15 protein-coding genes are annotated in these 14902 nt (G+C 33.9%); all 15 read left to right on the forward strand.

Annotation, left to right across the window (positions count from 1 at the left end; all coding sequences use genetic code 11):
- Positions 1-56: 56 nt before the first annotated feature.
- Positions 57-1178 (forward strand): AAA family ATPase, encoded by a 1122-nt coding sequence (locus BN1242_RS08860; RefSeq protein ID WP_062354503.1) that lies wholly within the window; start codon positions 57-59, stop codon positions 1176-1178.
- On the forward strand, positions 1171-2394 hold the full coding sequence (locus tag BN1242_RS08865) for a TadA family conjugal transfer-associated ATPase (RefSeq protein WP_062354505.1): 1224 nt from the start codon (positions 1171-1173) through the stop codon (positions 2392-2394). The genes BN1242_RS08860 and BN1242_RS08865 overlap by 8 nt, the downstream gene beginning before the upstream one ends.
- Before the next feature lie 33 nt (positions 2395-2427).
- The gene (locus tag BN1242_RS08870; protein WP_238985118.1) at positions 2428-3357 is read left to right on the forward strand and encodes a type II secretion system F family protein; all 930 of its coding nucleotides are present in this window, start codon (positions 2428-2430) and stop codon (positions 3355-3357) included.
- A 6-nt stretch (positions 3358-3363) separates the two neighbouring features.
- Positions 3364-4236 carry a type II secretion system F family protein gene (locus BN1242_RS08875; RefSeq protein ID WP_062354510.1) on the forward strand — a complete coding sequence of 291 codons (873 nt, stop codon included), beginning with the start codon at positions 3364-3366 and terminating at the stop codon, positions 4234-4236.
- Between the two features lie 19 nt (positions 4237-4255).
- Complete coding sequence (locus BN1242_RS08880) at positions 4256-4435, forward strand: Flp1 family type IVb pilin (protein ID WP_062354512.1); 180 nt, start codon at positions 4256-4258, stop codon at positions 4433-4435.
- Positions 4436-4470: 35 nt separating this feature from the next.
- Positions 4471-5115, forward strand: a complete 645-nt coding sequence (locus BN1242_RS08885; RefSeq protein ID WP_062354515.1) for a TadE/TadG family type IV pilus assembly protein — start codon at positions 4471-4473, stop codon at positions 5113-5115.
- A 20-nt stretch (positions 5116-5135) separates the two neighbouring features.
- Entirely contained in the window at positions 5136-7301 is a 2166-nt protein-coding gene (locus BN1242_RS08890; RefSeq protein WP_062354518.1) for a DUF5702 domain-containing protein, read from the forward strand.
- Positions 7302-7323: 22 nt separating this feature from the next.
- Complete coding sequence (locus tag BN1242_RS08895) at positions 7324-7974, forward strand: DUF4352 domain-containing protein (RefSeq protein WP_158661062.1); 651 nt, start codon at positions 7324-7326, stop codon at positions 7972-7974.
- Between the two features lie 173 nt (positions 7975-8147).
- Positions 8148-8720 carry a TadE/TadG family type IV pilus assembly protein gene (locus BN1242_RS08900; RefSeq protein WP_062354520.1) on the forward strand — a complete coding sequence of 191 codons (573 nt, stop codon included), beginning with the start codon at positions 8148-8150 and terminating at the stop codon, positions 8718-8720.
- 23 nt (positions 8721-8743) lie between these two features.
- Complete coding sequence (locus BN1242_RS08905) at positions 8744-9265, forward strand: A24 family peptidase (RefSeq protein WP_062354523.1); 522 nt, start codon at positions 8744-8746, stop codon at positions 9263-9265.
- A 59-nt stretch (positions 9266-9324) separates the two neighbouring features.
- The gene (locus BN1242_RS08910; protein ID WP_062354527.1) at positions 9325-10953 is read left to right on the forward strand and encodes a DUF6382 domain-containing protein; all 1629 of its coding nucleotides are present in this window, start codon (positions 9325-9327) and stop codon (positions 10951-10953) included.
- A complete protein-coding gene (locus BN1242_RS08915; protein ID WP_062354530.1) occupies positions 10950-11879 on the forward strand; it encodes a PP2C family protein-serine/threonine phosphatase in 930 nt (309 codons plus the stop codon). Before BN1242_RS08910 ends, BN1242_RS08915 begins: the two co-directional genes overlap by 4 nt.
- 27 nt (positions 11880-11906) lie before the next feature.
- Positions 11907-12989, forward strand: a complete 1083-nt coding sequence (locus BN1242_RS08920) for a serine/threonine protein kinase (RefSeq protein ID WP_062354533.1) — start codon at positions 11907-11909, stop codon at positions 12987-12989.
- A 101-nt stretch (positions 12990-13090) separates the two neighbouring features.
- Positions 13091-13390: a thioredoxin family protein gene (locus BN1242_RS08925; RefSeq protein ID WP_062354536.1), complete on the forward strand. Its 300-nt coding sequence runs from the start codon at positions 13091-13093 to the stop codon at positions 13388-13390.
- Between the two features lie 139 nt (positions 13391-13529).
- Positions 13530-14825: an MFS transporter gene (locus BN1242_RS08930; RefSeq protein WP_062354539.1), complete on the forward strand. Its 1296-nt coding sequence runs from the start codon at positions 13530-13532 to the stop codon at positions 14823-14825.
- Positions 14826-14902 lie beyond the last annotated feature (77 nt).

The raw sequence follows: 14902 nt of genomic DNA on the forward strand, positions 1-14902 counted from the left end.
AGCTTCAAAGTTTAACAGAGCCATATATTTATAAAAAAGCTAAATGGGTGAAGAACATGAAAAAAATTCGAACGGTGTTTTTTGATAATGACAATGCGTATTTGAATTCATTTATTAACTATGTAAGAACCGCACAAGAAGGGAATAAATTTGAATTAAAGTTGTTCACCTCTGAGGATAATTTACACAATTTCTTTAAAGAAAAGCAGACGATTGATTTGCTGCTCGTCGGTTCAAAAAAGTTGGCTGAACAATATGCCTATCAATTAAATTGTGTTGTGATTAACTTAGAGTCAAAACGGATAACAGAAGATCATAGGGAGTTCTTTTCCTTATATAAGTATCAACCGTTAAATAAACTAATTTCCAATATCCTTGCAATTCTTTATGAACAGACAAAAAATATTACAGGTGTTCAAGTTAGTAATCATACAAAAGTTATCTCTATATATTCTTCATCAGGCGGTACAGGGAAAACAGTAACAGCTGTACAGTTATCGAGACAACTATCTTTACAAAATTATAAAGTGTTTTACTTGAATTTGGAACTGTACCACTCCACGCAGTTGTTTTTTCAGTCACCTGACGATAAACATACTTCACAAATCTTATATTATTTAAAAGCTAATCCCAATCAATTAATGGCAAAAATAGAGACGTTAAAGAAAAAAGACGCACGGACAAATGTGGAGTATTTTGATATGGCAGTAAGTGCGGAAGAGATGATGGAACTCTCCGAGGGTGAAGTGAATAATCTGATTGACTGTTTAAAAGGTACGGAAAATTACGACTATATAATTATCGACTTGGAGTCTACTGTGCAGCCACGAATTCAGGCTGCGTTAAATAAAAGTGATTATATTTTATGGGTTGTTGGGGCTGATATGCAAAGCTTTTTTAAAACGAAAAAAATGTTAGAGGAACTTGGTGCTATCTTTTCCGGCCAAACGACTGACTTTTATACAAAATCGATTTTTGTAATTAACCGTTATACAGGGGAACTGAATGAGGAGTTAAAAAAATACAACTTTGATATTCATGGCTTTTTACCGTATGTACCAGAATGGAATAATCTTCATACGAATATTCAATTAGAGTCCATTCCTTTTATAAATGAAAAAATAATAAATTTAATTAAAGAACAATTAGAAATCAGCCGGGGTGTATATAATGCTTGACGATCAAGTTGTAAAACAGCTAATCAATGACTTACGCAGTGATCTAGATTTCATGCATTCTACGACAAATGATGAATTGTTATCTATCGTAGAAGACCGAGTATTTTTGTATGCACAAGAAAACTCTATTAAATCAAAGGAAATTAAGTGGCTCGTTGATCGTATTTATCATTCCTTTCGGGGGTTAGATGTTTTACAACCATTAATTGACGATAAAAGTATTACCGAGATTATGATCAATAATCATCGGGAAATTTTTATAGAAAGAAATGGAAAGGTTACACCATTTCCTTTTGAGTTTGAAAGCCAGGAAAAGTTGGAAGATATTATCCAAAATATTGTTGCACGGGTGAATCGTGTCGTGAATGAATCATCTCCGATAGTAGATGCGCGTCTGCCTGATGGGTCCCGTGTGAATGTCGTGTTGCCGCCAATCGCCTTAAAAGGACCGGTAATGACGATAAGGAAATTTCCAGAAAAGCCATTAACGATTCAAGACCTAATTAGAATTGGATCGATTACGGATGAAGTAGCAAGGTTTTTAGAAAAACTTGTTATTGCTAAATTTAATATATTCATAAGTGGTGGAACAGGTTCCGGAAAAACGACTTTCCTTAACGTACTATCTAATTTCGTACCGAAGCATGAACGGATAATTACGATTGAGGACTCAGCGGAATTGCAGATCAAACAAGTGCCCAATCTAGTAACTTTAGAAACTAGAAATGCGAATACGGAAGGAAAAGGCGAAATATCTATTAGAGATTTAATAAGAACGTCTTTACGGATGCGCCCAGACCGGATAATTGTTGGGGAAGTTCGTGGTGCGGAGGCTCTTGATATGTTACAAGCGATGAACACAGGTCATGATGGTTCCTTGTCCACTGGGCACGCAAACTCTACGAAAGATATGTTAAGTCGTTTAGAAACGATGGTGTTAAGTGCAGCAAATTTACCTGTTCAAGTAATTCGCAAACAAATTAGTTCAGCCGTTGATATAATGATTCATTTATCTAGGTTGCGAGACCATACGAGGAAAGTCGTTGAAATTAGTGAAGTTTTAGATGTGGAAAATGGAGAGGTTACATTGAATCCATTATATGAATTCGTAGAAGATGGCGAAGCAAGGGATGGAAAAATAATCGGTAGTTTAAAACCAACAGGAAACGAGTTGCAAAATCAATTGAAATTAAAATTAGCTGGCATTCATATATAAGAAAACATTGTTTCTAGAAAGAAGGTGATGGGTTTGGATAAATGGTTTGACATATTTTTATACATTGCATTAGTACTTTTAATTGCTACTTATATTTTTGTTGTCATAAGGCGGAAAAAACGGGAAAAACAAGCAGAGATAAATGACCAAAAGCAGTTTATGGATCGTAAGAAAATGATGGAAATAATTCGGAGTCGATATCAAGGGGAACAAAGGCTAATTGACTACTCCGAATATACAATGAATTTTAAGGAATATATAGTCAATCTCAGTATAGCTATAGCAATTTTATTTTTTATTGGTTATTTATTTTATGAAAATATTATTCTTGCGGCCATTCTTTCTTTACTAGGATTCATCTATCCGAGAATAAAGGTTAAAGAGTTAATAAAAAAACGGAAGGAAGAATTAACCTTTCAATTTAAGGAAGCTATTTCGTCGTTATCTGCTTCTTTGGCAGCGGGAAGATCCACAGAAAACAGTTTTCGTGAAGTTGCCCATGATTTACGACTGCTCTATCCAGATCCAAATACGTACATTATTCAAGAATTCGATTTAATAAATCGACGAATTGAAAATGGGGATACGATTGAAAGGGCACTGGAGGATTTTGCCCATCGTTCAGATATAGAAGATATTATTAATTTTGCTAATGTATTTATCACTTGTAAACGAACAGGTGGAGACTTAGTGGAAGTTATTCGAAGGACTGCAGATATCATTAGTGACAAGATTGAAATACAACAAGATATTACCGTTATGGTTGCTCAAAAGAAATTTGAAGCACGCCTTCTTAGTGTCACACCAATTGGAATGATTTTACTAATGAAATATATTGCGACCGATTATATGGAACCATTATTTCAATTTAAGACAGGTGGAACTTTAATGATGACAATCAGTTTTACATTAATTGTCATCGCATTTTGGCTAAGTCAGAAAATCATGGATATTAAGGTGTGATAATTTATGATTGAAAATTATCTTTATGGGGGCCTAGCACTCATTTTATTTGTTACTATCCTTTTTTTCTCTATTAAAGGCAGAGTATACAATGAGTTTGTCAAATCATTAGGTAAAGATGTTCCTTTAAAATTTATGGCTCCAATATCGCTCTATATTATCGATAGATACCAAATTATTACGAGATTTTACGGTCGCGTTTCATTTATTCAGCAAAAAATGATTGGGTTGCATGGAAATAGGATGGCAACACATTTTACGAAATTATATTTAGCACAAATCATTTCAACAATCATTCTTTGTTTTACTGGTAGCGTCTGTTTTGCCTTATTTAATGAAGGAGATCACACATTATTTTTTGTAGGTTTATTTTTTACTGTTATTATTCCGATGATGATGATTAGAAATTTAACGGAGCAGGAACGTCGCAGGAAGGATGAAATAATTGCTGAATTACCAGAGTACGTTAATAAAGTCATTTTATTAGTTAATGCTGGAGAAACAATCCAACAAGCAATGATTCGTTCAGCATTTATGAATAAGGAAAAGCAAAATCATCCGCTTTATAAAGAATTAATGGAAGCTATGAACAAACTTCAAAGTAACCACCCTTTTCATCAAGTATTAAATGATTTAAGTAAAAGGTGTGGTATCCAAGAAGTTTCTATATTTACAACAACAGTATTGTTGAATTATCGAAAGGGGGGGCAAGATTTAATTTTAGCTTTACGTGAACTCTCAGGAACATTATGGGAGAAGCGAAAGGCAATATCAAAAATTAAGGGGGAGGAAGCTTCTTCTAAATTAGTTTTTCCGCTCATATTAATCTTTATTTCAGTGATGATTATAATCGGCTTTCCGGCATTAACATTATTTTAACTTTTAGGGGGATGTTTATATGAAAAAATTCTTTTCAAATCTTTGGAAAGATGAAGATGGGATCCAAACATTAGAGGTAATGCTAATTATTGGGGTAGTTGTTATTATTGCACTTACGTTTAGAACCGAGATTAAAAGTTGGATAGATAAACTAGTAACACATGGATCTGATCAAATCGATCAAATTATCGCAGATTAATAAAAATTTTACTTAACTATTAAAGGTGGTTTTCAATGAAAACACATTCCTTTTTTAAGGATGAGAGGGGAGCCTTTACTCTTGAGGCTTCTCTCTTATTCCCGATTATTTTAATATTATCGCTTACTGTCGTGTTTTTCTTTATTGTTCTATATTTACATGCCTCAACATATCACACCGCATCAATGGTTGCCGACCGAATGGTGTATTCGTGGAATAACAGTGATAAAGATATAAAAACTGCAGAATTCTCTTTATATACTTCGAATCCAAACCATCCGGACGGCCTATATTGGCGTCTTTTTGGGAACAATTTTTTAGATAAATTTGGAATTAAACTTTCGAACGATAATGGAACAGTTACTAGAAAGATTAACCGGATTAATTCGATGAACTTATCTAGCGAAAATATTGATGTTCATTTTGATAATACAATTACTGGGGGAAAAGTGACTGTTACCGTTCAAAAGTCTATTCATTTACCGAACTACTTTTTAAATTTGTTTGGATTAGACTCTAATGCAGTAGGTTCATCTGTAACGAAATCAGTGCATGATCCAGTTGAGTTGATTCGTACAACTGATTTTGTTTTTCACTATACTCAAAGGGTGAAGGACTATTTCCAAAATAAGAAAGTAAAAAGCAAACCGGAGGAAGTGTTTAACAATTTTGCTAACTAACTGGAAGGGGGCAAGAAGGAATGAACTGGTTGAAAAAATTTTTTCATAAGTTTTTTATTGATGAGCGTGGAGCAGTTTCCATCTATCTCATTCTTGTCTCCTTAAGTATGTTCTTATTGAGTTCTGTACTAATTGATTTCATGAGAATTAAAGCTGCTGAGCGACAGAGCGAACGGGCCATTCAAACCGCTTTACGCACATCGATGGCAAATATTGATACAGCTGTTTTTCCTTTCGCAATATTTGGGACTAGTGGAGATAAATTATCCATTTTTACAGAGACAGTAGAGAAGAACTTAGCGCCAGATTCAGACGAGTACTTCAAATTTATTGACCCACGTTTAGAACAGGTCGTTGATTTTTCACCTCTTGATCATAGGACACTTGCAGATGTAGAAGTATTTAAGCATCAAATCATTGATGATATGAAATACCGAGCTCCGATTGAAATAACATTAGAGATTATAGAGGGATTTAGTAAATTAGCAAGAGGAATGGAACAAGCCTCTTTATATAGTAAAATCGCTAATAAGTTAAATAAACTAGCGAAAGATAGACAGAAATCATTGGATAAACTTAGTAGCCATTTAAAAGCTGCCGATGATAATTTAATGTTTCTAGAAGGAAGAATAAATCGATCAGCATCGACATTTCCAGAGGTTAATAGTTTAGAAGATATTATTAGACATTATCCAATATATGACGAGATAATGAACCCACCAGAAAAAGATGATGAGGATGAGGAAGAAAGCCCATATTCAATGGAAGATGCACGGGCTTTTGAGAGAAATGCGGAACGTTTAGTTAATATGTTACAAAATTATGCACGGGAAGCGAAAAAAGAATTAGAAAAAGGTATTAGTGATTTAGATGAAGCAAGAGGAATTAATGAAGATATGGCAGAATTAATCGCCGAAAAAGAAGAAGAGTTGGATGAAAGTTACGGAGATGCAAAAGACTTGTACGATAACCATGGAAAAAGTGATGAAGATGGTCAGGGGGGTCTTCCCGATGCTGAGGCTAGTATAGAAGAGGCTAACAATACTTTGAAAGATTTTGTCATTGAAGATTCACATTTTACAGAACTGAAACAATTAATGAATGAAGGGATTGCTTTAATCGATCATGGTAATGAAAACTCGTTATTATATTGGTTAAATCACTTTCATGATTTAGTGATTAATCTAAATAGTACTTATCAAGCAGGGTTAGTTAATGTAAAAAGCAAGGTGGTCGAAAGCTTAAATAATGCAAGGGCTAAAGTCACTAGTGCAAAAGATTATTATAAGGCTATACCAAATAAATATTTAGAAGCTGAGGAGGATGAGGAAAAACAGGAAGCAGAGGATCAATTAGATAATAACAAGGAAGAATTAGACGAAAATAATGAACCCGCCACAAAACATAACGAATCAGACCTATACAATAGTTTAAAAGATAAGGTGGAGCATTATGAAGGTCATGAAGCATCTGCACCAAGGGACATACCATTGGATGATGTCAACAAATCAAATGAAGAATCGATGAATTCCATTGACATGATCTTTAAAGGCATTGGCACTGTACTAAAAGGTGGGAGAAATAAATTATATTTTAATGAGTATGTATTAACCCGCTTTACTAGCCATAACTTTCATGCATCACCCGATGAAATATTAAAATTTGAAAATAACGAAGTGGAATATATTATTTACGGTATGTCTAATACTACTGCAAACTATTATGCCGCTTTATCAGAAATATTTGCTTTGCGTTTCGCTGTGAATTTTCTAGAGGCATTTACACAAGTAGAAGTACGAGTAGCCGGTCCTAAAATATTGTGGGCAGCATTAGCATATGCTTTGAAGGAAACATTATTTGATTTGAGAGATATTAAGAATGGAAGGGCGATAGATGTATTTGATCGAATTCCATTTAAAATGGACTACAAAGATCACTTAAGACTATTTTTATTAATGCATCCAGAAGGAAGTAAAGTACAAAGAACGATGGCTTTAATCGATTATAAATCAGGTGGAACAGATTTGACTACACTAAATACGTATGTCAAAGGGGAAATCGAAACATCCATTGATTTATGGTTCCTACCTGGAGTATTAAATATGTTGTCAAAAACAGACCTATTGCCAGGCGATGTGCGAGATGGAAGATTTTACTTTACGAAAAAAGCACATTTTTCCTATTAATAATACAACGGGGGTATTCAAATTGAAGAAAATAGTCGTTATAGCTTTTACAATCTTTTCATTACTTTTACTCGCATCCTGTAGTGATAAAAAGGAAGAATCAAAAGGGAATAAAGATATCGATGTAGTAGAAGCAAACAAACCAGCAAATGGAAATAATAAAAATAATGATTCGAATAATGAAGGGGAGAACGATAAGAAAAAAAATAGTGGGGGTGGAGAGGACAAAAATACTGATTTTCCACCTAACCAAGACAATTTGAAAATTGGTGATACAGCGGAAATAAAAACAACTGTCAACCATTTCGAGGCAACAATCAAATCGATTAAATTAGCCGATAAGTTCAATGATCATACACCTAATGATGAGCAATTTATTCTTGTAGACGTTCTATTTAAAAATTTAAGTGATGAGGAATTAGCTTTATCGGAAGCTAGTGGATATTTTAAAGTTCATGAAACAATGGAACGATCAGGGACTAGTGAAATTTCCGCAGCATTAGGTTCAGATAAGTTCAACGGAAATCTAAAAGCCGGAGAATCAATGGAGGGTACAATGGTTTTTGATTACCGAAAATTAGATGAGTATTTATTAGTTGCAGGGACAACATTATCTGACTTGAACATGATGAACCGGGCGATATGGAAATTCACGAATGAAGAGGTTCAATAAACTTTGAATAAATTAAAGCTATGTAACAAGTCATTACTGCCTGATTTGACTATTTCAGTCTTATTCATGAAGCAGTAGTGGAGGAAAATAAATAGATTCAGACAGACATTATTAGCCATCAAGGCTATTTGAGTGGAATAAAAGAATGTGGAATATAGGGGGGATCGAGAAAATTGATAAATTTTTTAAAGAAAAATGACTCGGGTAGTATGACTTTAGAAGCTGCTTTAACGATCCCTATTTTTCTAGCATTTGTATTATTTCTCGCCAGTATGATTAGAATATCTGTTGCGGATATGGCATTAGATCGGGCAGTTTCTGAGACTGGTGAAGCAATTACTGCAAATGCTTATCCAGTAGCACTAGCAAAAAATGCGGCACAGGAAACAATGGACAATTATTTTAAAGAAAATCCAGGTCAGAGGAAATTTGTTGACGGAGTAACAGAAATGTTTACCGAGATTATGGATTTTCTAGATATAAATATTACGATTGATGATGTAATGGGAGCCATTACTGGAGAAATATTGACACCGATCGTGAAAAATAGATATGAGGAAATTACTGGTGGGAGCAATTTATTTAAACCTAACAAGTTTGAAGTAGATGTTCACTATACTAGTGGTATTAATGGGGCAATTGAAATAACTGGTACTGCTGAAATAAAGCTGTTTGTTCCGTTTATTGAAACTAAAGTAACACTAAAAAAACGTACTTATGAGGGATTTTGGTCTGTAGTTAGTTAAAGTATTTTTTAGGTGGTGATTTCTTGATAGAATATATTCCTTTTGGCTTCCTTTTTGTTTTTATCCTTGTTGCGTTTTATTTTGATATTCGAACTTACAAAATACCTAATTGGCTAACTGTCACGGGAATGGCGGTCGGTTTATTATCACACCTAATCATATTTAAAATAGCAGGGTTAATGGATGCTGGATTAGGTTTACTAGTGGGTGGTGGAGTTACCGTTTTATTATATTTATTTAGAGCAATTGGTGGTGGGGATGTAAAGTTATTTGCAGCAATTGGAGCGCTATCAGGTGTGGAATTTGTGTTGTATGCGTTAATGTATTCGATTATTTTTGCAGGAATAATTGCATTAATCATTTTATTATTTACGAAGACTATTCTTATCAAATTATTAAACACGTTTTGGGCATATATGAAATCTATTAAGACGAAAAGTATGTCTGAATTAGATCATTTTAAAAAAAATCAAGCGACAAAGTTCCCGTTTATGTATGCTGTTTTACCGGGTGTTGTTACAGCATTTGTTTATGTCATTTTGTGATGGTCCAGTTTGGTTGGATAACAGATTTATAGTTTCTTGAATAAAGGGGAGGTTCAACTTTGAAACATACAATTTATCAGTTGGAATATGATTTTGCTTCAAGTAACGGGCAATTTATGGTTTTCCATAAAAAAGAAAACAATCCATTAACAACGAAAGATTTATCCAACCTGCAAATTCGCATGATTGAATCTAATCAGATCCCCCGGTTATTACCGATGCGTATCGATGAAATTGATTTTAATGTAAAAATCAATTATAACATTCAATCGAAGCGAATGCTCCGATTATATATAAAAGAAAGACCACTTACAATGGAGGAGTACTACCTTCTATTTTTAAATATGATAAAAGTGTTAGAAGATAGCAATATATATATGCTAAAAGAGGAAAATTATTTAATTAATGAAGAGTTAATTTATGTCGGAAAAGATATTAATGATGTGTATTTAACCTATGTTCCAGTTGAAAAGATAAATCGAAATCGAACCATTTTAGAAGATTTACGGCAATTGATGATTGATATTGCAGGTGAAGTTCACGGTTTAGATGGAAATAGTTTTAAAATGATTTTAAACTATATTAAATCTAGCGGTTTTAGTATAGCTGGGATAAAAGAAATATTAATTGGTTTGCATTCGAATCAACCAATGGGGCAAGTGCAAATGGAACATGCACCATTAAATAACCAATTTAGTTATCAACAAGGGCAGCATCAGCCTATCAAACTACAAGAGACTAAATCGACTGAGGAAGTACCACCAAGCTATGAAGACTTAATGAAACAAAAGCAAAAGCAAAAAAAGAAAAAACAAGCGGTCAAGAAAATGCCATTGCCACCACTTACTTCAAGAGAAGGTACATATTTATTTGCAGCAATTGCTTTATTTTCTGCCATTATATGGAAAGTTTACTTAGAATTTTCTAATACTATTATGTTAGTTATTTCTTCTGTCTCCACAGTAGCCTTCATTGCACTTGGCTTTATCTATTGGAAAATTTGGCGACCAGGTGTGAAGCGTGAAATTATTAAGGTGGATATGGAAGAGGAGAGTACGGAAACGGTGGATAATACAAAAAATAAGTCTGCAAAGCAAGAAGTTGCTGTCTCGCACCAATATGCTTATAACTACCCGCAAGTATCTAGTAAAACAGTAAGTAATCCGATAAACCCATTCCCGCAATCACAAAATTATGGGAATGTACAACAAGAAAATGCATTCATAAACAAGCAAAATCAAAATAACCATTCTTGGCAAGACCAAAATATGGGAACTTCCTTTAACCAATCATTTATGCAGCCACAACTGCCGCTAAGTGATGAAACGATTTTATTAGAAGATGACATGGACCAGATAAATGCGAATGGAATCAGTTTTAAAAGACCTTCCTTAGAAATAAATAGGCAAGGGAAAATAGAAAGAGTTATGATTGATGAGGATCATTTCATTATCGGAAGGCATACATCTGGGGTTCATTATCAAGAATCAGCTACAGGAGTTTCTCGACTTCACTTAGAGTTTATTAAAATTGATGAAAATTGTGGCGTAAAAGATTTAGGTTCGAAAAACGGTTCCAAATTAAACGACAAGCAAATGGTTCCTTATAAAATATATGCATTAAAGGACAATGACAAAATAAAAATCGGTAGTGTAACTTATACATTTAAATGGAGTAAGGAAGTATGACTTTACATTGGCAGGTGGGATTAACGACAGATAAAGGTCCCGTCCGGGAAAGAAATGAAGACTTTTTACTATTTCGAGTGAAGGAAAATCGGAAAGGAAAACAAATTGCAATAGCAGTCGTTGCAGATGGAATGGGCGCGTATAAAGTTGGAGACGTTGCCAGTTACATTGCCATTGATGCCATTCAAAAATGGTGGGAAAAAAGAAGTGGAAAATTGTTAAAAACAGAAAATCCTATAGAAATAGCGAAAATAGAACTAACGGAATTAATTTATCGAGTAAATAAAGAATTAATCCATAATGCAAAGCGGGATAAAGTAAAACTAGGAACAACCATTTCTATCATTTTGTTTTTTGAGGGAAATTATTTTATTTGCCACATAGGTGATACGAGAATTTATCGTCTTGTTGGAATAAATTCCGGCTTTCAAAATTTTTTCCGCAAGCAACAAACAATAGACATGGAAGATGAGGAAATGCTTCATCAAACGATTTCACTAGAAGAAGAACCAGTAATCTTTCAATTGACGACGGACCATTCTTGGGTTCAAGATCAAATTAATAAGGGATTGCTCTCTGTTGAAGCGGCTGAACACCATCCAAAGAAAAATGTGTTATTACAATGTCTCGGTATTAATCAAAATATTAATCCGTATTTTCATGTAGGCACATATGATCCAAATGATATTTTTATCTTATGTACGGATGGATTTTATTCTGTCTTTCCAGAACAGCAATTAATAGAGACAATTAAAGCATTGGAACAAAAATATACGAATTTACAACCAGTAACAGATGAAATGGTTAAAATGGCTGAAAGTCTGGGCACTACTGATAATATAACAGTTTTGCTAATAAGAAACATGTACGCTCCGTCGGAAAATTTATACAAACGGCGGGGGTTAAAGGCTTTGTTTTTCAAATGATGGGTGGTTTTTAAAGGGGGGAGAAAAATGGCATTACAAATAATCGAATTAAAAGAAAAGGAAATCCTCCGATCTCGGTATGAAATTATTCGTTTTCATGCGCAAGGAGGTATGTCAAAGGTTTATTTAGCAAGAGATTTAGTAAAGCCAACATTGCAATGGGCTGTTAAAGTTACTCATACGAGTCACCCCCTTTTTAAGCGAATAGTTCAGGAAGCAAAAATATTAAGTGAACTAGACTATCCTGCGATCCCAAAAATTGCTGATTTTTTTACGTCCAATGATGGACAGCTTTTTTATTTAGTACAGGAATTTTTAGATGGGAGGACATTGCTTTCCTTCATTAAGGAGGAGCCTTTATCCTTTGCGAAACTGTTAGATTTTTCAGTTCAAATATGTGACTGCCTAGCATATCTTCATAATATGAAACCTGAGCCCATTGTCTATCGGGATTTGAAGCCGGGGAATATTATCGTCAACGAGAATAATCAAATAAAACTTGTAGACTTTGGGATTGCTCGTAAATTTAGAGAGGAACAACTGCATGATACCGTGAAAATTGGAACAGTGGGGTTTGCTGCCCCTGAACAGTTCGAACGAAAACAAACGGATCAGCGGACTGATATTTTCTCTCTTGGAGCAATGCTTTATTATATTTTGTCGGGTGGAAAATATGTATATATAGCGCAAAAGCCAATAGAAAACTTTTGCCCAGATTTACCAAAGGAATTTGTCAATTGCTTAAATAAAATGGTTCAATTAAATCCAGAACAACGGCCTAATAGTATTAATGATGTGAAATTATGTTTCTTAGAAATAGCTGAACAAAGAGAAAAAAACGAGGCAATAATTATTAGAAAACATGAAGGAAAAGAAGAGGAAATGATAAGTGGGCAAATTTCATCTTTATCATTTGAAGAAAATGGTAAGCCTGATATTCCGGAACAACTAATTTCCGACATAAAAGCAGGAACGGCAAAAAAGCAATCAGCTAAACCGGAAATGATCGGAAAAGGGAAACATAAGCATCAGAAGTCTAGCTTAATATTGTTAAGTATCGTTTTAGTTAGTGCAATAATTTATGTAGCCTTGTTATTTATTGACTTTTAATATTTTCTTAAGAAGAACACCAGATTTAGGTGTTTTTTCATTTTTTTCTTGAAAAAATTCATGTATGATTGTTGTACAAAATAGTAAAAGGATGGAAAACAATGAATACATGGACGAAAAACGATTTTGATTATAATTTAAATAGTGGCAAGAAAGGTGCGTTTTATTTATATACCCCATTATGTGGTACGTGCCAAATTGCTAGTAAAATGTTGCAAGTAGTTATGGAAATCAATCCAAATTTACTTATTGGAAAAGCAGACTTAAATTACATACCAAATATTGCAACCGAGTATGAAATTGAAAGTGTACCGTGTCTAATCTTGTTTAATGAAGGGAAAGTAAAGGGAAAAATATATGCCTTTCAATCAGTCCCTTATTTATTGGAAAAACTCCGCTAAGAAACAACTATTTACTTTTTCAACGCTTAAATTATTGAAAAAATTATAAAATGAATTTTTCTAAAGGCTATTTACTTTTTCGAAAAATCTCGCTAATATATTTAGGGATTCGAAATAAATAAAGGCGGGGAATGGATAAATGGCTTTCATCCAAGAATGGACAACACAGTTTAAAACGTATAATAAAAATATTCGATTAGCAATTATTGCGACAGTTTTTTCACAAATCGGCTTAGGTATTTTTACCGTTGTATACAATTTTTATATTCGTGAACTAGGCTATGATCAATCTGTTAATGGACTCGTTATTTCACTTACTTCTTTAGCTACAGCCATTATATTAGTGCCAGCAGGATTGATGAGTGATCGGTTTGGCAGAAAAAAAGTAATGATGTTTGGTGTGCTCGCCTCCAGTGTCGTTCTATTTTTAAGAAGTATCTTTGAACCTCAAAGTTTATTACTTATCGCTGGCTTTGCAACCGGCATTTTTACCGCATTTTTGCAAGTTTCTGCTATTCCGTGGCTAGCTGAAAATTCCTCTTTATCACAAAGGATCCATTTGTTCAGCATGAATTCAGCAATGATGACCGTGGCGAATGTTATCGGCAGTATTTTAGGTGGAGTCTTAATAGATGTTTTTTCTATTTTTATCGATAACCTATTTAGTATTCGTTTCACATTAATTGTTGGTACTGTTTTTTATTTTTTAGCATTTTTACCGATTGTCAAAATGAAAGAGGCCAAAAGAAAAACAGTAAAGCAATCTAGCAAAATGGGAATGCGTGAATTTTTCATTCATAATAAGCTAGGATTAAAAATAATTGGCTTATTTGCCATCGCACAGTTAATTATTGGCTTCGGAAGTGGGCTAGTTATTCCATATTTAAACCTTTATTTTGCTGACCGTTTTCAAATTTCCAATGCTTTAATCGGTATTATTATCTCGCTCGGACAAGCTGCAACAGCTATTGCCATGTTTATCGGTCCAGCAGTTGTAAGGAAGTTTGGAGAAGTGAGGGCGGTAGTTTATTTACAACTTGCTTCTTTACCATTTTTATTATTAACTGCCTATACACAAAATTTACTGCTAGCCAGCACCGGATTTCTTTTCCGTCAAGCATTAATGAACGCTGGAAATCCAATTCAAAGTTCTTTAATGATGGCCAAAGTAGATGACTCCATGAAAGGGTTAGCAAACTCTGTAAATCAAATGGTATTCAGTTTAGGTTGGGCATTTATGGGACCAATTTCCACTACTATCGTTGTAGCACAAGGTGCCTATTGGGGCTATGCCACCGTATTTACTATCACAGCCGTCCTATACTTGATTGGTTCTTTATATTTCTTTTTTGTATTCCGTTCTCTTGGTGATAGTAACAAAAAGAGACAGAGTAGGAATAAGGGCAAAAGGAATTCTTTGTCTTCTAACGCGTAAAGTTTTTTGGCGATAGCAATGCTGATTTAAGGCTAGGAATGAATAAAATATATATAGAATAAGAGAAAAATAGAGGA

This window comes from Bacillus kwashiorkori (assembly GCF_001375515.1).
GTDB classification, from domain to species: Bacteria; Bacillota; Bacilli; order Bacillales; family Caldibacillaceae; genus Bacillus_BK; species Bacillus_BK kwashiorkori.

Excerpts from the sequence above, each read along its gene's own strand:
- BN1242_RS08890 (WP_062354518.1), top strand. The coding sequence starts at position 5,136 with ATGAACTGGTTGAAAAAATTTTTTCATAAGTTTTTTATTGATGAGCGT.
- BN1242_RS08860 (WP_062354503.1), top strand. The coding sequence starts at position 57 with ATGAAAAAAATTCGAACGGTGTTTTTTGATAATGACAATGCGTATTTG.
- BN1242_RS08865 (WP_062354505.1), top strand. The coding sequence starts at position 1,171 with ATGCTTGACGATCAAGTTGTAAAACAGCTAATCAATGACTTACGCAGT.
- BN1242_RS08875 (WP_062354510.1), top strand. The coding sequence starts at position 3,364 with ATGATTGAAAATTATCTTTATGGGGGCCTAGCACTCATTTTATTTGTT.
- BN1242_RS08925 (WP_062354536.1), top strand. The coding sequence starts at position 13,091 with ATGAATACATGGACGAAAAACGATTTTGATTATAATTTAAATAGTGGC.
- BN1242_RS08915 (WP_062354530.1), top strand. The coding sequence starts at position 10,950 with ATGACTTTACATTGGCAGGTGGGATTAACGACAGATAAAGGTCCCGTC.
- BN1242_RS08880 (WP_062354512.1), top strand. The coding sequence starts at position 4,256 with ATGAAAAAATTCTTTTCAAATCTTTGGAAAGATGAAGATGGGATCCAA.
- BN1242_RS08885 (WP_062354515.1), top strand. The coding sequence starts at position 4,471 with ATGAAAACACATTCCTTTTTTAAGGATGAGAGGGGAGCCTTTACTCTT.
- BN1242_RS08930 (WP_062354539.1), top strand. The coding sequence starts at position 13,530 with ATGGCTTTCATCCAAGAATGGACAACACAGTTTAAAACGTATAATAAA.
- BN1242_RS08920 (WP_062354533.1), top strand. The coding sequence starts at position 11,907 with ATGGCATTACAAATAATCGAATTAAAAGAAAAGGAAATCCTCCGATCT.